The organism is uncultured Roseovarius sp., assembly GCF_963972555.1.
In the GTDB taxonomy this organism is placed as follows: Bacteria; Pseudomonadota; Alphaproteobacteria; order Rhodobacterales; family Rhodobacteraceae; genus Roseovarius; species Roseovarius mucosus.
Map to the genome: position 1 here is coordinate 253,900 of NZ_CAXAUM010000002.1, position 19,038 is coordinate 272,937.

19 protein-coding genes are annotated in these 19,038 nt (G+C 61.4%); 12 read left to right on the forward strand and 7 right to left on the reverse strand.

Features of this window, described 5'->3' with window-relative positions:
- The first annotated feature begins 17 nt into the window (after positions 1 to 17).
- Genes AACZ65_RS03015 through AACZ65_RS03035 form a run of 5 tightly spaced genes read left to right on the forward strand, consistent with a single transcriptional unit; the run spans position 18 to position 4,491 of the window.
- Complete coding sequence (locus AACZ65_RS03015; protein WP_037275850.1) at positions 18 to 602, forward strand: TRAP transporter small permease subunit; 585 nt, start codon at positions 18 to 20, stop codon at positions 600 to 602.
- Positions 599 to 2,017 (forward strand): TRAP transporter large permease subunit, encoded by a 1,419-nt coding sequence (locus tag AACZ65_RS03020; RefSeq protein ID WP_339667871.1) that lies wholly within the window; start codon positions 599 to 601, stop codon positions 2,015 to 2,017. Before AACZ65_RS03015 ends, AACZ65_RS03020 begins: the two co-directional genes overlap by 4 nt.
- Positions 2,007 to 3,350 carry an amidase gene (locus AACZ65_RS03025; RefSeq protein WP_339667873.1) on the forward strand — a complete coding sequence of 448 codons (1,344 nt, stop codon included), beginning with the start codon at positions 2,007 to 2,009 and terminating at the stop codon, positions 3,348 to 3,350. Before AACZ65_RS03020 ends, AACZ65_RS03025 begins: the two co-directional genes overlap by 11 nt.
- A 15-nt stretch (positions 3,351 to 3,365) precedes the next feature.
- Positions 3,366 to 3,524: a hypothetical protein gene (locus tag AACZ65_RS03030; RefSeq protein ID WP_170062592.1), complete on the forward strand. Its 159-nt coding sequence runs from the start codon at positions 3,366 to 3,368 to the stop codon at positions 3,522 to 3,524.
- A gap of 1 nt (position 3,525) precedes the next feature.
- Positions 3,526 to 4,491: a D-glycerate dehydrogenase gene (locus tag AACZ65_RS03035; RefSeq protein ID WP_339667875.1), complete on the forward strand. Its 966-nt coding sequence runs from the start codon at positions 3,526 to 3,528 to the stop codon at positions 4,489 to 4,491.
- Between the two features lie 26 nt (positions 4,492 to 4,517).
- Here AACZ65_RS03035 and AACZ65_RS03040 read toward each other — a convergent pair whose 3' ends face one another.
- The 6 genes from AACZ65_RS03040 to AACZ65_RS03065 all read right to left on the reverse strand — a co-directional run bounded on the left by AACZ65_RS03040 (position 4,518) and on the right by AACZ65_RS03065 (position 8,317).
- Entirely contained in the window at positions 4,518 to 4,982 is a 465-nt protein-coding gene (locus AACZ65_RS03040; protein WP_297543460.1) for a PTS sugar transporter subunit IIA, read from the reverse strand.
- A 46-nt stretch (positions 4,983 to 5,028) separates the two neighbouring features.
- Positions 5,029 to 5,592, reverse strand: coding sequence for a ribosome-associated translation inhibitor RaiA (raiA, locus tag AACZ65_RS03045; RefSeq protein WP_037276805.1), 564 nt, complete (start codon positions 5,590 to 5,592; stop codon positions 5,029 to 5,031).
- A 240-nt stretch (positions 5,593 to 5,832) separates the two neighbouring features.
- Positions 5,833 to 6,591, reverse strand: a complete 759-nt coding sequence (gene lptB, locus AACZ65_RS03050; RefSeq protein ID WP_339667878.1) for an LPS export ABC transporter ATP-binding protein — start codon at positions 6,589 to 6,591, stop codon at positions 5,833 to 5,835.
- Positions 6,588 to 7,064 (reverse strand): lipopolysaccharide transport periplasmic protein LptA, encoded by a 477-nt coding sequence (lptA, locus tag AACZ65_RS03055; RefSeq protein ID WP_339667880.1) that lies wholly within the window; start codon positions 7,062 to 7,064, stop codon positions 6,588 to 6,590. Before lptA ends, lptB begins: the two co-directional genes overlap by 4 nt.
- Positions 7,065 to 7,087: 23 nt before the next feature.
- A complete protein-coding gene (gene lptC, locus AACZ65_RS03060) occupies positions 7,088 to 7,702 on the reverse strand; it encodes an LPS export ABC transporter periplasmic protein LptC (protein ID WP_339667882.1) in 615 nt (204 codons plus the stop codon).
- A 3-nt stretch (positions 7,703 to 7,705) separates the two neighbouring features.
- Positions 7,706 to 8,317: a ribonuclease D gene (locus AACZ65_RS03065; protein WP_339667884.1), complete on the reverse strand. Its 612-nt coding sequence runs from the start codon at positions 8,315 to 8,317 to the stop codon at positions 7,706 to 7,708.
- Positions 8,318 to 8,526: 209 nt separating this feature from the next.
- Between AACZ65_RS03065 and AACZ65_RS03070 the strand changes: the two genes are divergently transcribed.
- The 7 genes from AACZ65_RS03070 (at position 8,527) to mdoH (ending at position 18,107) form a co-directional block, all read left to right on the forward strand.
- On the forward strand, positions 8,527 to 10,149 hold the full coding sequence (locus AACZ65_RS03070) for a thiamine pyrophosphate-binding protein (RefSeq protein ID WP_339667886.1): 1,623 nt from the start codon (positions 8,527 to 8,529) through the stop codon (positions 10,147 to 10,149).
- Between the two features lie 10 nt (positions 10,150 to 10,159).
- On the forward strand, positions 10,160 to 11,335 hold the full coding sequence (locus AACZ65_RS03075; protein WP_339667888.1) for a CoA transferase: 1,176 nt from the start codon (positions 10,160 to 10,162) through the stop codon (positions 11,333 to 11,335).
- A 77-nt stretch (positions 11,336 to 11,412) separates the two neighbouring features.
- Positions 11,413 to 11,883, forward strand: a complete 471-nt coding sequence (locus tag AACZ65_RS03080) for a DUF302 domain-containing protein (RefSeq protein WP_339667890.1) — start codon at positions 11,413 to 11,415, stop codon at positions 11,881 to 11,883.
- Positions 11,884 to 12,088: 205 nt separating this feature from the next.
- Positions 12,089 to 13,465, forward strand: coding sequence for a tetratricopeptide repeat protein (locus AACZ65_RS03085; protein WP_339667892.1), 1,377 nt, complete (start codon positions 12,089 to 12,091; stop codon positions 13,463 to 13,465).
- A 60-nt stretch (positions 13,466 to 13,525) separates the two neighbouring features.
- Positions 13,526 to 14,734, forward strand: coding sequence for an OpgC domain-containing protein (locus AACZ65_RS03090; protein WP_297544225.1), 1,209 nt, complete (start codon positions 13,526 to 13,528; stop codon positions 14,732 to 14,734).
- Positions 14,731 to 16,236 carry a glucan biosynthesis protein G gene (locus AACZ65_RS03095; RefSeq protein WP_339667894.1) on the forward strand — a complete coding sequence of 502 codons (1,506 nt, stop codon included), beginning with the start codon at positions 14,731 to 14,733 and terminating at the stop codon, positions 16,234 to 16,236. The genes AACZ65_RS03090 and AACZ65_RS03095 overlap by 4 nt, the downstream gene beginning before the upstream one ends.
- A complete protein-coding gene (gene mdoH / locus AACZ65_RS03100; protein WP_339667896.1) occupies positions 16,224 to 18,107 on the forward strand; it encodes a glucans biosynthesis glucosyltransferase MdoH in 1,884 nt (627 codons plus the stop codon). The genes AACZ65_RS03095 and mdoH overlap by 13 nt, the downstream gene beginning before the upstream one ends.
- 3 nt (positions 18,108 to 18,110) lie before the next feature.
- On the opposite strand, the gene AACZ65_RS03105 is transcribed toward mdoH, so the two are convergent.
- Entirely contained in the window at positions 18,111 to 18,953 is an 843-nt protein-coding gene (locus tag AACZ65_RS03105) for a PHB depolymerase family esterase (protein ID WP_339667898.1), read from the reverse strand.
- Positions 18,954 to 19,038: the final 85 nt, after the last annotated feature.

The following is a 19,038-nucleotide window of genomic DNA, read 5'->3' on the forward strand; positions in this document are numbered from 1 at the left end:
AATAGAGGGGGCTCCGTGTGATCGGTTTCATACGTTTCGCCGACAACCTGTCGGCCTGGTTCGGCAAGGCGTTTGCCTGGCTGATTGTGCTGATGGCCTTTGGCACCGGCTATGAAGTGGTGGTGCGATATGTCTTCAACAACCCGACCGCGTGGTCGTTGGATGTGTCTTTCATCATGTATGGCACGCTCTTCATGATGGGCGGAGCCTATACCTTGTCGCGCGGCGGACATGTGCGGGGTGATTTTCTCTATCGCCTCTGGCAGCCACGCAATCAGGCCAAGGTCGATCTGGTTCTCTACATTCTGTTCTTCTTTCCGGGGATCATCGCGCTCATCGCTGCGGGCTGGAAATATGCCGCGCGGTCATGGTCCTATGCCGAGGTGTCCGTGAACAGCCCCGCAGGCATCCCGATCTATCAGTTCAAGACCGTGATCGTCGCCGCCGGAATTCTTCTCTTCATCCAGGGCATTGCCCAAGTGTGCCGCTGCATTCACTGCATGCGCACGAATGAATGGCTCAAGGCCGATGAAGACGTCTTCGAGACCGAAGACCTGCTGATGCAAAAGGCCGCCGAGGCCGAAAAGGACGCACATCCATGACCGATCCGCAAATCGCCCTGATGATGCTGGGCCTTTTCCTTATCTTCGTATTTCTGGGCTTTCCCATCGCCTTTACCCTCATGGCCATGGGGATCGGCTTTGGTTACTACGCCTATTTCGACGCTGGTCGCATGTGGCGCAGCTTTAACCGGCTAGGCGAGGATGCCGGCACCTGGGACCAATGGAGCTTGTGGCTCGAGGGGTTCTTCAACAACCGAATATTCGACCTCTTCGTCAATCAGACCTATACCGTGATGTCGAACGAGGTTCTCACCGCCGTGCCGCTGTTCCTGTTCATGGGCTACATCGTTGAGCGGGCGAATATTGTGGACCGTCTTTTCTCGACGCTCAACGTCGCCGCCAAGAACATGCCGGGCTCGATGGGCGTGGCGGCTCTTGTGACCTGTGCGCTCTTTGCCACGGCCACCGGCATCGTGGGGGCTGTGGTGACGCTGATGGGTCTTCTGGCGCTGCCTGCCATGCTCAAGGCGCGGTATGATCCGTCATTCGCAAGCGGGATTATTTGCGCTGGTGGCACGCTGGGTATTCTCATCCCGCCCTCGATCATGCTGATTGTCTATGCGGCTGCGTCCAACGTCTCTATCGTCAAGCTCTATGCAGCGGCGCTCCTGCCGGGGCTTACGCTCGTCGGGCTCTATCTGGTCTATGTGATCGGTCGGGCGATCATTCAGCCGTCCGTGGCACCCAAGCCCAGCAAAGAGGAAATTCCTGACATCCCCAAGATGCAGCTTTTCCTTATGATCGTAACGTCCTTTGTGCCGCTGGCGTTTCTTATTCTCGCGGTGCTTGGCTCGATCCTGCTCGGTCTTGCAACCCCGACCGAAGCGGCGTCAATTGGCGCACTGGGTGGCATCTTCCTCGCCTTCGTCTACCGCGCGATGACATGGCAACGGATGCGAGAGAGTGTCTATCTCACCGTGCGGACAACGGCGATGGTTTGCTGGCTCTTTGTCGGCTCCTACACGTTCTCGGCGGTGTTTTCCTATCTCGGTGGCGAGCACATTATTTCGGATTTCGTCCAGAGCATGAACCTCAGCCCGCTGATGTTCCTTCTCTTGGCGCAGCTCATCATCTTTCTGCTGGGCTGGCCGCTGGAATGGTCCGAGATCATCATCATCTTCGTGCCGATTTTCCTGCCACTCTTGGCGTTCTTCGAAGTGGATCCGCTCTTCTTCGGCATTCTGGTGGCGCTCAACCTGCAAACCAGTTTCTTGACCCCACCTATGGCGATGTCGGCCTATTACCTCAAAGGGATCGCCCCGCCAGAGATCAAGCTTACGCAGATTTTCTCGGGCGTCATGCCGTTTCTCTTCTGCGTCTTTATCGCGATGGCCCTGATGTATATCTTCCCGCAGATCGTGTTCTATCTGCCGGAGCTGATGTATGGCAAATAAGGCCGATATCCTGATGCTGGATGCGTGCGCCCTGCGTGCGCGTCTGGCCTCGGGGGCGCTGAGCGTGCTCGATCTGGTCGAGGCCTGCATCGCCCGCATCGAGGCGCGAGAACCTGAGATCAGGGCCTGGGCGTGGTTTGACGCCGATTTTGCCCGTCAACAGGCAAAGGCGCTTGATGCGCAACGACAGGCCGGGCGCCCTATCGGGCCGCTGCATGGCCTGCCGGTGGCACTCAAGGACATTATCGACACCGCGAAAATTCCGACGGAAAATGGCTGTCCGCTGGATGCGGGGCGCATCCCCATCAAGGACGCTGCCATCGTTGCGCGGCTCAAGGCAGCGGGTGCGGTGATCATGGGCAAGACGATCACGACAGAACTGGCCTATATGCACGCCGGGCCCACCCGCAATCCGCTCAACCCCGCCCATACGCCCGGCGGTTCGTCCTCGGGCTCTGCTGCGGCAGTGGCGGATGGCATGGTGCCGCTCGCGGTTGGCACGCAGACTGGCGGCTCGGTGATCCGCCCGGCGTCCTATTGCGGTGTGACAGGGTTCAAGCCCAGCTTTGGCGCGATCCCGCGCACAGGCGTTCTGATGCAATCGCCCACGCTTGATACGCTTGGGGTGTTTGCCCGCACGCCCGCCGATGCGGCGCTTCTGGCTGAGGTTCTCATGGGCCATGACGCGGGCGACCCTGCGACCACGCCTGCCCCTGTGCCCCCGCTCTTGTCGGTGGCCACGTCAGCGCCGCCGCTCAAGCCGGTATTTGCCTTTGTCCGCCCGCCGGGCTGGGACAAGGCCGATCCGCAGTTGCACGCGGCCTTTGACGAACTGATCGAGGCGTTGGGCGAACAGGTGTTCGAAGCGCCCCTGCCCAATGCCTTTGATGAGGCGGCAGAGGTGCGGGCGCGGATCAATTTCGCGGAAATGGCGAAATACTATTACCGCTATGGCAAATCCATCGACGCGCTTGGGCCGCGCACGCAAGAGGCGTTGAAAACGGGCAATGCCACGCTCGCCCGCGACTATCTTGCGGCACTCGACTGGGCCGATGTGCTCTATGCCGGGCTGGACGAGATTTTTGAGCGCTGTGATGCGATCCTCTGTCCCGCCGCCACGGGCCCCGCACCTGAGGGGCTGGAGTATACCGGCGATGCCATTTTCAACGGGCTTTGGACGTTGACCGGCACGCCGGCGATCACGGTGCCTGCCTTTACGGCGGAGAATGGCCTTCCGATGGGCGTGCAATTTGTTGCCGCGCGCGGCAATGACGCGCGGCTCTTGCGCAACGCAAACTGGTTCACGGGCTGGCTGTCCGAGGCCACAGCATGAGAAAAGGATGACGACATGAACAGAATTATGGCGATGTTTGCCTTCGCGGTCTTTGCCGCTTTTCTCTATATCCTTGCGGAGAAGGTCGGCACGTTCGACCTTTGGGTCGTTGTTGGCCTGACTGCAGCGCTTGCCGCGTATGATTTTGTGACCTCGAGCAAGAACAAAAGCTGACATGCCGGACAAGAAAGTCCTCTGGATTCCGCGCCGCCTCTCCGACGCCACGCTTGCCCGCGCCCGCCGCGATTATGAGGTGATCGTGAATGAAGCGGACACCCCCGGCACCGCCGCAGAGATCATCGCCATTAGCGCCAAGGTTGACGGGATGATCCCGTGCCACTCCGAGCATTTCAGCGCCGACGTGGTGGCGCAGCTTGATCCGAGGCTCAAGATCGTTGCCAACCACTCGGTCGGGGTCGATCATTGCGATCTGGCGGCGCTCAAGGCCGCTGGAATCGTCGTCACCAACACGCCAGATGTGCTGTCCGACGCCACCGCCGAGATTGCCATGCTCTTGATGCTGGGGGCTGCACGGCACGCGGTCGCAGGAGACCGGATCGTGCGGCAGGGGCAATGGGATAGCTGGTCGCCCTCTTTCATGGTGGGCAAGCAGATGACCGGCGCACGGCTGGGGATCATCGGCATGGGGCGTGTGGGCCGTGCCTTTGCCGCCAAGGCGCGCGGCTTTGACATGGAAATCCATTATCACAACCGCACGCGGCTTGCGCCTGACGAGGAACACGGTGCCGTTTTTCATGCCGATGTGGAGAGTTTGCTTGAAGTGGCGGACTTCCTGTCGCTGCATTGCCCGGCCACGCCCGACACGACCAATCTGCTGAACGCTGAGCGCCTTGCGCTGTTGCCTGCGGGGGCTGTTGTGGTCAACACCGCCCGCGGCGCGCTGATTGACGAGGATGCGCTCTTGGCGGCTCTGAAATCCGGCCATGTTGCCGCCGCCGGTCTCGATTGCTTCAAGGTAGAGCCGGGTGGCAACCCGGCGTTTGCGGCGCATGAGAATGTCTTCATGCTGCCTCATATCGGCAGCGCGACCCGCGCCACGCGCGATGCCATGGGCTTTCGCGCGCTCGACAATCTCGATGCATTTTTCGCGGGAAAAGAACCGGGCGACCGGCTGGTCTGAGGGCGGCCGTTCGCCCGAGACAGGCGTCAGGCGGCTTGCACCGCCTGCGCCTCGGTGACGATGGTGTAGAGCGTCAAGGGATCGGTGTTGGAGCGCAGCTTGGCGCGCAGCCCCGGGTCGCGCAGGGTGCGCGACACCAGCGCCAGCGCCTTGAGATGCTCAACGCCCGCATCAATTGGTGCAAAGAGCGCAAAGGCCAAATCCACCGGCTGCCGATCCACCGAGTCGAAGTCGATCGGTTTTTCCAACAAAGTCAGAACGCCCACCACCTGATCCAATCCATCCAAGCGGGCATGCGGGAGTGCAACGCCGTGGCCGACACCCGTCGGACCCAGGCTCTCACGCTCCAAGAGGGCCTCGACAGCTGCGGAATGGGACACGCCATAGGCGGCTTCGGCAATATTGCCGAGTTCATGTATCAGACGCTTCTTGCTGGTTGCCCCTGACAAAACGCGCACCGCCTCTGGCTTGAGGATCATCGGAAGTTCCATGAATTGAGCCGCTCAGACAAGCGTGTCACCGCCTGCCACCCTCTCGTTATGGGTCAATCCAGCCGATGTTGCCGTCCTCACGACGATACACGACATTGACCGTATCCTTGCCTTGTTTGCGGAAAACTAAAACAGGTGCACCCGCCAGTTCCATCTGCATGACCGCTTCACCAACCGAGAGCGATGGAATCTTGGTCTCCATCTCGGCGACGATGATCGGTTGCAGGCTGTCGGGCTCTGATTCCGTTTCCGCGCTATCTGCGGCGAGGATATAAGTGGACGCTCCAAAGAGTTCAACCGGTTCCGCCCGGTCACGGTGATGGTCCTTGAGCCGTCGTTTGTAGCGGCGCAATTGCTTTTCCATCTTCTCGCAACAGGCATCGAAGGCGGCGTAGATTTCGTGCGCCTTGGCGCTGGCCTGCGCCGTCAGGCCCGTAGAAAGATGCACGATGGTTTCGCAGGCGAATTCGCTAGCGCTCTTGGAAAAGACGACCATCGCATCGGTCGGACGTTCGGCGTATTTTGCAACAGCCGTGCCCAATTCCTCTTTCACATGCGTTTGCAGGGCCTCGCCGATGTCGATCTGCTTTCCACTGATTTGATACCGCATCTCATCTCCTTCGATTGACAAGCCGGGGCCATACGCGGCGATTACTCCGCGGGTCTGGTTAATCCCGGATGCTGAAAACTGACAGGTGGTGAAATTGTCCCAAGACAGGCCCTTGTCGCGGGGGCCATTCAGGGAACAGCGCGAGATCAACACATGTCATAGCTCAATTGACGCGCTTTCCGCGCATCTTGTCAATCTGATTTGAAGGAGAGGGGCGCGGATTTGCCGCCTATGTCGCAGTCAGGAAATGCGAAAGCTGTCGCCCAGATAGACGCGGCGCACATTCTCGTTTTCCACCACATCGCGAGGGCTGCCCGACATCAGCACTTTGCCATCATGCAAGATATACGCGCGGTCAACGATTTCGAGCGTTTCGCGAACATTGTGATCGGTGATCAGCACGCCGATGCCCCGTTTCTTGAGGTCGGCCACCAGATGCCGGATGTCGCCCACCGAAATCGGATCGACCCCAGCAAAGGGTTCGTCCAGCAAGAGGTAACGCGGATTGGCGGCCAGACAGCGGGCGATTTCGACCCGCCGCCGCTCGCCCCCCGACAGGGCAAGAGCGGGTGCGCGGCGGAGATGCTCGATCGAGAAATCCGACAGCAACTCTTCCAAGCGCTCGCGCCGCTTGTGCCGGTCCTTTTCGGCAATATCGAGGATCGCCAGAATGTTATCCTCGACCGACAGGCCGCGGAAAATCGACATTTCCTGCGGCAGATACCCGATCCCTAGCTTGGCCCGGCGATACATCGGCAGTCCGGTCACGTCGCGCCCGTCGATCCGGATGTGCCCGCCCTCTGGATAGATCAGCCCGGCGATGGCGTAGAATGTCGTGGTCTTGCCCGATCCGTTCGGCCCCAGGAGTGCCACGACCTCGCCTTGGCGCAGGGTGAGCGTGACATCGCGAATGACCAAGCGCTTGCGATAGCTCTTGCGCAGGTTCTCGACCACCAGACCGGTGCTCTCATGCGCCAGTGTCAACGCCGGGCGGCTCATGGGGTGGTCCCCGGCTGCAGAATGGTCTTGACCCGACCGCTGACCTGCGCCGTGCCTCCTGCGGTATCGACCAGCACGGTCTCGCCGGTGATGGCATTCGTCCCCTGCACCAAGAGCACATTGCCGCGCAACTCGATCATGCCGGTTGAGATGTTGTAATCGGCGCGCTCGGCCTCGGCGGCATCCTCGCCGCTGACCAGTGTCACGCCGCCGGTGGCCTCCAGGCTCTCAATTCCGGTACGGTCGGGAAGGTAGACCACCAGCACCCGAGGGGCCGCAAGCCGCATTTCGCCCTGACCGATCACCACATTGCCGGTGAATGTGGCGGTATTGTCGGCCTGATTGACGCTGAGGTTGTCTGAGGTCACTTCGACCGGCAGATTGCGATCCGCTTGGGTTTTGCCAAAGGCGACCTGCCCGGCCTGCGCCCATCCGACCACAGGCAAAAGGGCCAATGCGATGGCCGCGATCATTCCGGAAACTCTTGGCACTGGTTTCATTCCCCCGCTTCCCCCGGCTGGTATATCAGCTTGACACCCTCGGTGAAAAGCAATTCCGGCGCACCGCTCTCGGCATTGTTATGCAGCAGCATCCGCCCGGCGGTCAGCGCGCCAACCGGGCCGGTTGCCGTGACCTGTCCCGGCGTTTCAGCATAGACCTCATCCAGTCGGGAATTCAGGCGCTCTGTGTCGATGACATAGCCGGTCGAGGTGGTGATCTGCACCTCTCCCATCAGGCTCGCGGTCATTTGCCCCTGCTGCATCTGCGCCTGACCCGATGTTATGTCGATCACCGTGCCGGCGCTCAACCGTATCTGCGCCGTCACCCCGTCCGCGATCAGATGCTCGGGCGTGTCCCGATCCGGGCGCGCGAATTCAGCGGCGAAACGGATTTCGTCGCCCTCTCGTGTGACCCCAGCAAAGCGTGGGTTGGTCGCGCCGAGATCCTGCGCCCGCTGCTCAAGGTCGATCTGCGACGAGGGCACAGAGAGCGTGGGATCTACCGTGCGCGAGAACAGAAACAGCGTCGACAGCAGCCCAAGCGCGCTGAGTGGCAGGATGATCTTGATCCAAGCCACGATCCGCGAATAGGTGTTCTGCGCGCGGGCCATCCGTCAATGTGCGAAAATGTCGATCTCGGGCCAGCCCGCAAGATCGAGCAGCGCCCGCTGCGGCAGAAAATCGAAACAGGCCTGTGCCAGATCCATCCGACCCTCGCGGATCAGCCGCGCGTTCAATTCTTCGCGCAAGCGGTGCAAGTAAAGCACGTCGGACGCGGCATAGTCGAGCTGCGCGGCGCTGAGGCTCTCTGCCCCCCAATCCGAGCTTTGCTGCTGCTTGGAGATGTCGACGCCCAGCAACTCTTGCAACAGATATTTAAGGCCATGACGGTCCGTGTAGGTGCGGATCAGCTTCGAGGCGATCTTGGTGCAATAGACCGGGGCGGCCAACGCGCCGAAGGCATTGTGCATCGCGGCAATATCGAACCGGCCAAAGTGAAAGAGTTTGAGCACGTCGGGATTTTCCAGCAACCTTGCCAGATTGGGCGCGTGGATCTGCCCCTTGGCCACCTGCACCAGATGCGCATGCCCATCCCCGCCCGAAAGCTGCACAACACAGAGCCGGTCGCGGTGCGGGTGCAGCCCCATGGTTTCGCAGTCAATCGCAACGACAGGGCCAAGGTCCAGCCCATCGGGCAGGTCGTTCTGATAGAGATGATTTGCCATTGGAATTCCTTGTGGCCGGTGCGAGGCAGCCCGGTGAACCTATGTGAATGGCCTCGTGATTAGGCGCTTTTGTGCAGTCCCTCAACCCGGATTTAGGGTGGGGCAGGGGGAAAAACCAGTGTTCCCCCGGTCTTTGCGCCGCGAACCGGGCTTGCGGTCGCCCGACCGCTCCGCCACAAAGTCCGCAGAACGACAGAGGAGTCCGCCCCGTGACTGATAGCCGACAGACCAAAGACCGCGCCGCCGACTATCTTGCACGGCGTCTTTACGAGGCGGGGTGTCGCCATGCGTTTGGCATGCCGGGCGGTGAGGTTCTGACCGTGATGGATGCGCTGGCGAAAGCCGGAATCGAGGTCACGTTGGCGCGCCATGAGAATGCCGCCGCCTTCATGGCCGAGGGGGTTTGGCATCGCACCGGCGCGCCCGGCATCCTGATTGCCACTTTGGGACCGGGGGTTTTGAATGGGGTCAACGCCATCGCCAACGCCCATCAGGACCGTGTTCCGCTGATCGTCCTCTCCGGCTGCGTCGATGCCGATGAGGCGCTGACATATACCCACCAGATCCTCGACCACGAGGCGGTGTTGGCCCCAATCACCAAGGCCACATTCCGCCTGACCGCCCAAGGGGCCGACATTATTGCCGACAAGGCCATCGGCATCGCGACCGAGGGCCGCCCCGGCCCCGTGCATATCGACGTGCCGATTTCAGTGGCGGATATGCGCGTGACCCCGCCCCGCCTGCGCCGACGCCCCGATGCCGTGCCGATGCAGCCCGCCGCGCCGCAAGCGGCCCGCGATTGGCTGGCGGCGGCCGAGCGCCCGTTGATGATCGTGGGCCTTGATGCGGTCAATGAAGGGGCGAGCGCCACAATCCTCGAGGCCGCCGAGCGCCTGAACATCCCCGTCATCACCACGTACAAGGCCAAGGGGATCATCCCCGAAACCCACCCGCTCTGTCTGGGCGGCGCGGGTCTGTCGCCTTTGGCAGACGGCATCCTCGTGCCGCTGGTGCAAGAGGCCGATCTGATCCTCTGCGTGGGCTATGACCCCATTGAAATGCGCCCCGGCTGGCGCGAGATCTGGCACCCGGCAGAGGTCAATGTGATCGACATCGCCGCCGTGCCGAACGATCAGTACATGCATCAAGCCACGATGAATATCGTCGGGGCCTGCGCGCCCTCTCTTGCGGCCATCACCGAGGGCGTCAGTCCCCGTGCGACGTGGACGGGGGGACAGGTGACCGCGGCCCGCGTGTCGCTGGCGGGTGCCTTTCCAACGGATGACGAATGGGGGGCCGCTGGTGTCATCGCCGAGGCACGCGCGGTGCTGCCGCAGGATGCCATCGCCACCGTCGATAGCGGTGCGCATCGCATCCTCTTGTCGCAAATGTGGACGAGCTACATCCCTCGCGCCTTGCTGCAATCCACCGCGCTGTGCACGATGGGCTGTGCCGTGCCGTTGGCGATGGGGGCCAAGCTGGCATCGCCCGACGCCACTGTTGTCAGCTTTTCGGGGGATGCCGGGTTTCTCATGGTCGCCGGCGAACTCTCGACCGTGGCCGAACTCAAACTGCCAGTAATCTTCGTCGTCTTCGTCGATGCGAGCCTTGCTCTCATCGAAAAGAAGCAGCGCGAGCGGCAGATGGTCAATCTGGCGGTCGATTTCGGCCATCACGATTTTGCCGCCATCGGGCGCGCCTTTGGCGGGCATGGCGTGCGCGTGACCAACCGCGCCGAATTGCGCGCCGCGTTGCAGGCCGCGCAAGAGGCCGACACCTTTACCGTCATCGCCGCCGAGATAGATCGCGGCTCCTACGACAACCGTATCTGAGGAGATGCCCATGCCCGGCCCGTTGGATGGTCTCGTTATCCTCGACCTCAGCCGTATTCTGGCGGGTCCCACCTGTACGCAGCTCCTGGGCGACCTCGGGGCAGAGGTGATCAAGATCGAGAGCCTAGAAGGCGACGATACCCGCCAGTGGGGGCCGCCCTTTGCGCTGGATGCCGAGGGCAATCCCACCGATCTCTCGGCCTATTTCATGTCGTCCAACCGCAACAAGAAATCCGTGGCGGTGGACCTGACCGACCCCGAGGTGCAGCGCCTGCTGCATGACCTCGCTGGCCGCGCCGATGTGGTGATCGAGAATTTCAAACCCGGCGGTTTGCGCAAATACGGTCTTGATCACGAAACGCTCTGCGCTGCCTATCCCGGCCTCGTCTATTGCTCGATTTCCGGTTTCGGCCAGACCGGCCCGAACCGTGAGAAGCCGGGTTATGACCTCATGGCGCAAGGCTATGGCGGCATCATGTCGATCACCGGCGAGGCCGGGGGAGAGCCGATGAAGGTGGGCGTGGGCGTGGCAGATGTGGTCTGCGGCCTCTATGCGGCGACCGGGATTCTGGCGGCGCTGCGTCACCGTGACGTCACCGGCGAGGGCCAGCATATCGATATCGCCCTGGTTGATGCCACGATGGCGTGGCTGGTCAATCAAGGGCTGAATTATCTCACCTCCGGGGTCTCGCCCACGCGCGCGGGCAATGCCCATCCCAATATCGTGCCCTATCAGGTCTTTGCCACCGCCGATGGCCATGTGATCGTGGCCGTGGGCAATGACAGCCAATATGCCCGCTTTTGCGATTATCTGGGCCGTCCTGATTGGGCCACCGATCCGCACTATGCCAACAATACCGCGCGGCTTGCGCATCGCGATACTCTTGTGCCGATGATCGCCGAGGTGTTGGCCACGCGCACCACCGCGCATGTCATCGACGGGCTTGAGGTGCGCAAGGTGCCTGTGGGGCCGGTCAACACGATTGGGCAGGCGCTGGAAACCGAGCAGGCACAGGCGCGCGGCATGACCATCACCATGCCTGCGCCGGATACCGCCAAAGGCACGGTGCGTCTCATTGGTAATCCGCTGAAGTTTTCGCGCACACCGGTCAGTTACCGTTCTGCTCCGCCTGCGACCGGGGCGGATACCGAGGCGGTGCTCTCAACACTGAGGCGCGATCTGTAACCTCGCCTCGCGGCCACGTGATTTGCTGCGACTCGGGCGATGCCTTACCCCTCCGGGTGCAGCCGGAGGGCCATTTCATGCAACGATTTCTGACAATTCTGACCGCCTTTCTGTTCCTGTCTGGCGCGGCACAAGCACTGGAACCGCGTGAAGGCTGGGTCATCCACGACACCGACAAAGGCTTTGACGCGTTGGTCGAGGCTGTGCGCGAAGCGGTCAAGACTGCGCCCATCGCGATTGTCACACAGGCGAGCGCCTCGGATGGCGCGCGCGGGCAGGGGATCACCATCCCGGGCAACCGTATCTTTGGCCTTTACCGCAACGACTATGCGCGCCGCATGCTGGCCGCCAGTGTCGCGGCGGGAATCGAGGCCCCGATCCGTCTTTATGTGACCGAAGATTCCGACGGCACCGCAACCCTCAGCTACAAGACGCCGACTGTGGTTTTTACACCCTATTTCGACGAGGGCGGCGATGACCTCCGGGCGCTTGCGTCCGAACTGGATGATGTTTTCAAAACCGTCGCCGAAACCGCCATCGCTGAATGATTTTGAGGCGGGGTGGTCGCCAGCGATACCCGTCTAAGCGAAATTGCGCCTATTTTCCGGTGCATTACACCTATTGCCCTGCCACTTGGCGGTCACAATCGTTAAGCTGGCGATAACGACTTGGTGAGGTGGGGGGCGGATGTGTTGCCGCTTTCATATTTTGCCGAAATAGCTGTGGTGAGAGCTAGAAAAAGGATTTCGGGTCATGCGTTCAGATCAATTCGGGTATGAGTTGACCATATCATCCCCTACCGCCGCTGAGGCGTGGGACAAGATGGTATTGGCCTTTCTCGCCCATGCCGCCAAGACCCCTGAATATCTGGGGGCTGTTCTTAGCCAAGAGCCGGATTTTGCCATGGCCCATGCCACCAAGGGGCTATTTTTCCTTATGCTGGGGCGGCGCGAATTGAACGAAACCGCGCAGGAGGCACATCGTTCTGCCGTCGATGCCGCACAACGCAGCGTTCCAACCGCGCGTGAGGCGGGCTATGTCCGCGCGCTTGGGGCATGGCTCGATGGTCGTCCGTCCGAGACCGTGCGCGAGATGGAAGCGATCCTCACGCGCTGGCCCGAGGACGCGCTGGCGATGAAGATCAGCCATGCCACCCGGTTCATCCTTGGCGATGGCAAGGGCATGCGCGCCTCGATTGAGGCACTTTTGCCCGCCTATGATGCCAAGAATCCGGCGCGCGGTTATCTCTTTGGCTGTCATGCCTTCTCGCTCGAAGAAACCGGCGACTATGCGCGCGCGGAGACCGCTGGTCGTCTTGGCCTCAGCCTGTCGCCCGATGATGCCTGGGGTCTGCATGCGGTTGCGCATGTCTTTGACATGACCGCCAATGCGCGCGCCGGGCTCAACTGGCTCGAAGGGCGCGAGCATGCCTGGGCGCATTGCAACAATTTTCGCTATCATGTCTGGTGGCACAAGGCGCTGATGCATCTCGATCAAGGGGAGATTGACGCGGTTTTCGACCTCTATGACACAGAGATTCGCCGCGACAAGACCGACGATTTCCGCGACATTTCTAACGGCACCTCTCTCTTGATGCGGCTCGAACTCGAGGGGCATGACGTCGGCGACCGTTGGGAGGAATTGGCCGAGATTTCCGAGCGGCGCAGCGAAGATGCCTGCCTGCTCTTTGCCGACCTGCATTATTTGCTGGCGCTTGTTGGTGACAACCGTGACATGGCCGTCAAGGGGATGTTGGCGCGGATGCACCGCGACGCAAAACAGACCAATGCGGGCGAACTGATGGCGCGCATGGCCAATCCCGGTCTGTCGGCGGCCACTGGGCTCGAGGCCTTTGGTGAAGGCGATTACAAGACTGCCTTTCTAAACCTTGGCCGCGCGCGGCGCTCGATGCAGCTTGCGGGTGGAAGTCACGCGCAACGCGATGTGTTTGAACGTCTGACCATCGACGCTGCCATTCGCGGCGGATTTCTCGATGAGGCAGAAAATATCTTGCAAGAGCGCGCCACACAGCGCGCGGGCCGTCTTGATTCCTATGCCAATACCCGTCTGGAACTTATCTCGCGCTCGCGCGTTGACTGGGACGACGCGGACCGTTTGCCGGCGGAATAGGTCTCGACAGATTTACGAAGAGGAGTCGGCACCGTTATGACGAGTGTTGCAGATCCGTCCATGACGCATGGCCAAACCACCCATGCAGCCGTCAAGCCGGTCGCCAGCACGCGCGACATCCGGCTGGATTTCTTTCGCGGGCTTGCGATGTTCATCATCCTGTGTGCCCACACCCCGCGCAATTTCTTCACAAGCTGGATTCCGGCGCGTTGGGGTTTTTCGGATGCCACCGAAATCTTTGTGTTCTGCTCGGGCATGGCCTCTGCCATTGCCTTTGGGCGCACCTTTGACCGCGCGGGCTGGGCGCTGGGCACCGGGCGCGTGGGCTATCGCGTCTGGCAGGTTTATTGGGCGCATATCGGGATGTTCTTTGTCATCGCGACGATGCTTGCAGCTTTCGACATCCTCGGCGGTTTTGACAAAAGCTATGTCAATGGCCTGAACCTCCAGAGGTTCTTTGCCGATCCCGGCCCGCAGCTTCTGGGTCTGTTCACGCTTACCTATGTCCCCAACTATTTCGACATTCTGCCGATGTATATGGTCATCCTCGTGATGATGCCGGTCATCGTGGCGCTCAGCCGCATCAGCCTATGGGCCGTGGCGGCGGCGATGGGTCTGACCTGGCTCATGGCGCAGGAGTTTCTTCTCGACTCACTGGGCCTCGGCCAATGGCACCTGGCCTTTCCGGCAGAGCCTTGGTCGAATCGCGAATGGTTCTTCAACCCGTTCGGCTGGCAGTTGATCTTTTTCACCGGCTTTGCCTTCATGCGCGGCTGGCTGCCCAAACCGCCGGTAAACCGCGTGTTGATCGGCATCGCGGCAGCGCTTGTCATCGCGAATATCCCGCTTTCCAACATCGGCGTGCGCGAATTCGGCTTTGATTGGGCCCGCGACTGGCGCGGCGCAAACAACGGGCTGTTCAACAAATCCGATTTCGGAATCCTGCGCTATGTACATTTTCTGGCACTTGCATATCTGTGCTGGGCAGCGGCCGGAGAAGGTGGTATGCGCCTGCGCGCCACTGGCACTGGCGTCATCTCATATGTGTGGGGAGTTCTGCTCAAAATGATTCTGAAGGTCGGGCAGCAATCGCTGGCGGTCTTCGTCTTCTCCATGGTGTTCGCCCGCTTTTCGGGCTTTGTCATGGACCAGATCGGACGCACTACCTGGAACATAACGCTCGCGAATTTCATCGGGTTCGGGGCATTGATCGCGGTGGCTTACATCGCGGCCTGGTTTAAATCTCATCCATGGCGGGTCGCGAAATGATCCGCCGAGATGTTCTGAAATCCATCGCGGCACTTGCGCTTTGGCCCGGCGTGGCCCGGGCCGAGGGGGGCGTGGCCTTTTCCGAAGCAATGCTGCACGAGTTGGCCCGCCAGATCGCGGCCAATCCCTATGCAGAGCGCCCGTTCGTGCCCGACGCATGGCGGGAACTGACCTATGATCAGTATCGCGGTATTCGCTACGATACCGACAAGGCGATCTGGGCGGGCACTGACACCACGCTTGAATTCGACATGTTCCCGCCGGGCCTCTACTTTCCGCATGCGGTAGAGGTGAACATGGTCGAAAATGGCATCTCTCGCAAATTGCCATTTGATTTTGCGCTCTATGACCTGCACGAAATCGTGCCGGATTTGCCCGTGGACGACGCCTTGGGCTATTCCGGGATCCGCTTGCGGGCAGAGATTGAAAAGCCGGGCTTCTTTCAGGAATACGCCGTGTTCCAAGGGGCGAGCTATTTCCGCGTGATCGCGCGAGATCTGGCCTATGGTCTCTCGGCGCGCGGCCTGGCGCTCAATACCGCCTCGCCCGATGGCGAGGAGTTTCCGGATTTCACGCGCTTCTGGATCGAGAAGCCGGCACCGGGGGTCACCGAGCACAAGGTCCACGCCCTGCTCGAGAGCCCCTCTGTCACAGGCATCTATCACTTCACCTTGCGGCCCAGTGGCACCACGACAGAGGTCGATGTGCGCTGCACCCTCTGGCCGCGCACGGAGCTTGCGAATGTCGGCATCGCGCCGCTGACCTCGATGTTCTATTTCGACGAAACCAACCGTGGCCGGTTCGATGATTTCCGCCCCGCCGTGCATGACAGCGACGGGCTCAGCATCCACAACGGCAATGGCGAGTTGATCTGGCGGCCTTTGGCCAACCCGACCTTTATTCAGATTTCCAGTTTCGTCGATGATAACCCCAAGGGTTTCGGCCTGGCACAGCGCGAGCGCGCTTTTTCCAACTTTGAGGATCTCGAGGCGCATTACCATGAGCGTCCCAGCCTCTGGATCACGCCCGGCGAAGATTGGGGACAGGGCGCGGTGACGCTGGTCGAAATCCCGACGGATAAGGAAATCTACGACAATATCGTTGTCTATTGGAAACCCCGGACACCTCTTGCGGAGGGGTCTGAACACGCGTTCAGCTATCGCATGACCTGGACCGACCAGATCGAGGTGACCAAGCCGGTGACGCCGGTGCTGAATACCCGGCTGGGCAAGGGCTTTGCTCATAATGATCACAAGGTCGTGGTCATCGACTTTGCCCCGCATCCCGCCTTGCCCGATGATTATGAGGAGTTGGTCGCTTACGTCAGGGCCAACACCTTTGAAACGTCTGTCCCCCAAATTCAGCGCAATCCGGAAACAGACGGACCGCGGCTGGTGTTTTCCTTTGATCCCGGCGATGTCGAGGCGTCGGAAATGCGTGCGCAACTCTATCACCAAGGACAGGCCGTGTCCGAAGTCTGGCTTTACCGATGGACAGTCTGACCCCCTTTCCCGGCACCGGGCTGATGCCCGCGCCTGCGCCTCTGGCCCATCCGGTCCAGAGCCTGCGTCACGCCTATCGAGACCCCAGTGCGCCGGTCTGGCACCCCGCCGCCGTGTTTCAATGGCGGCGTGTGGCGGCCTTTGTGCCCGCCGTTCTGACCACTGGCGTTCTGGCTTGGGCCTTTGGCGATTGGTTGTCGACAAATGGCATCTGGTGGCTGGAATGGGTGCTGCTGGCCTTTGTTGTTGCCACCTTCTTTTGGATTGCTCTGGCGATGGGCACGGCGACGCTTGGCCTTGCCGTACACCGCAATCAGCAAACCGCCCGCGCCGGCGCGACCCCCGAAGCGCTACGAGTGGCGCTGCTTGTTCCGATCTATAATGAGGATACGGCCGAGGTTTTCGGTAATGCCAGCGCCATGATGAGCGCACTGCGCGCCGCGCGCAGTGCGCATCGGTTCGAACTCTTTATCCTGTCCGACACGCAGGACAGTGACATCGCCGTGGCCGAGCAACGCGCCTACGCCACGCTGCGCGCCACCATGCCGCCCGATGCCCCCGTTTGGTATCGCAGGCGGCTGCAGAACACCGAACGCAAGGTGGGCAACATCGCGCAATGGCTGGAAAACTGGGGCGGTGCCTATGAGGCGATGCTTGTGCTCGACGCCGATAGCCTGATGAGCCCCGAGGCGGTCATCGCCCTCTCTGACGAGATGTCGCTTGATCCGACCGCAGGGCTTATTCAGTCGGCCCCGCTGGTGGTGGGCTCTGACACGCTCTTTGGCCGGATGCAGCAATTCTCGGCCTCCGTCTACGGGATGCTTCTGTCTCAGGGGCTGGCGGGTTGGACAGGCTCCGAAGGCAATTATTGGGGCCATAACGCCATCCTGCGCACCCGCGCCTTTGCGGATTGCGCGGGCCTGCCGCGCATGCCGTCGCTGCGCGGCAAGGGCGGTCTGATCCTCAGTCATGATTTCGTCGAGGCGGGGCTTTTGCGCCGTGCCGGCTGGGCGGTACGGTTCCTTCCCTCCATTCCCGGCAGCTTTGAAGAGCCGCCTGCCACCCTGATCGACTATGCGCTGCGTGATCGCCGCTGGTGCCATGGCAATCTTCAACACCTCAGCCTTCTGGCGACGCGCGGCCTACATCCGGTCTCTCGCTTTCATCTTTTCCACGGCGCGATGAGCTATCTGCTCTCGCCCGCGTGGTTCGGCCTTCTGGTGATCTGGGCGATCCTGGGGAATGGCCAAGACAGCGTCATCACCTATTTCTCGATGGAAAACCCGCTCTATCCGGTCTGGCCAGAAATGAGCCGGGTCAGTTCCGTGCTCATCCTGCTGTTCATGTATGGGATGCTGCTTGCGCCCAAGATGCTGGGCGCGCTGTCGCTCGGCCTCACCGAGCAGAAAATGCAGCGCTATGGCGGCGGGGCACGATTTGCCATCTCGCTGCTGGTCGAAGTGTTGCTGTCGATCCTCTTTTCGCCGATCATGATGGTGCAACAGGTGGTTGCGGTGCTGCGCACCGTGATCGGCATTCGTCCCACTTGGTCGCCGCAGGCGCGCAAAGGCGGCGATTACAGCCCGCGCACCGTGCTCAAGTTTCATGCGCTCGAAACCGTCAGCGGTGCGCTTCTGGTGCTCGGTATGGCGGCGGGGGTGGTGTCGCTCTGGCTTTTGCCGATTGCGGTGAGCCTGGTTGCCGCCGTGCCGCTCTCGATGGTGTCGGGCCTGCGGCTGGATCAACGACGTGGCCTTGCGTCCCTGATGGCCACGCCCGAGATGGTCGATACCCCGCCGATCCTGCAATTGGCCCGCAATCACCGGATGATGTTCCGCCATCCCGAGAGCCCGCCCATCGCCGCCGAGTAACCGCTACTGGCCGGGTCCCTTGAGCGTCTCGAACCAGTCGAGCGCCATGGTGGACCAGCCTTTCGGCACGCTATGCCCCCCGTCGAACAGCACGAACTCTAGCGCGGAACCGGGGGCGCAGCGGGTCCAACTTCGGCGCAGGAAATCGCCCGAGGTCTCGAACCTGTCGGCGCGGTAATTGTCACAGCCATTGGCCGCGCGCCACAGGCTCATGGCATGAAACACGTCACCCTGGGCAAAATCACGCCCCATGACCTGACGGATCACGCGCCCCTCGAGCGGCACCACTTCGTCGCGCCAGCCATGCGTATGCAAAAGCCGCACAGGCCCGGCGCAGCCAGTCGGATGCGGTCGCCAAAAGCTGCCGGACACCGGGGCATAGGCGCTGAAGGCGTCCGGTGTGGCGCAGGCGATATAGCTGGTGAGAGACCCGCCGATCGAAAACCCAGCCAGGAGACTGCGCTTTGGGTCGATGTCAAAGCGTGCGGCGGCATCCTGCATCACCTCTTGCAGGAACGCCGCCTCATCGCGCTGTCCCGGAAAATCCGGGTGGAAATTCCAGCTGGGGCGCGTGCGCCCCATACGGATCAGCCCGTTAGGCGCGATATAGGCATAGCCGCGCGCGGTGGCCTCCCGTGCGGTGGCACCCTCAACCATTGGCCCGCCGCGCCCGCCGTGCCCATGCAAAAAGATCATCACCGGATGCGGCCCGGTTCCTTTGGGCAGGGCGATGTGATAGCTGCCATTCGGCGTCTCGCAGGGCGTCTCAGGATTACCGCAGAGCGGTGCGGCCCTCAGCGGCACAGCAAGAGCCAGACAGAGGGCAAGAACAGAGACAAGGCGCATATGAGGCTCCGGTCAGAGGACAGTTGCCCCAAACTCTCCCACATTCCGCCGCCCCTGCACAGACTGCCCGCGTCACCCTTGCGTG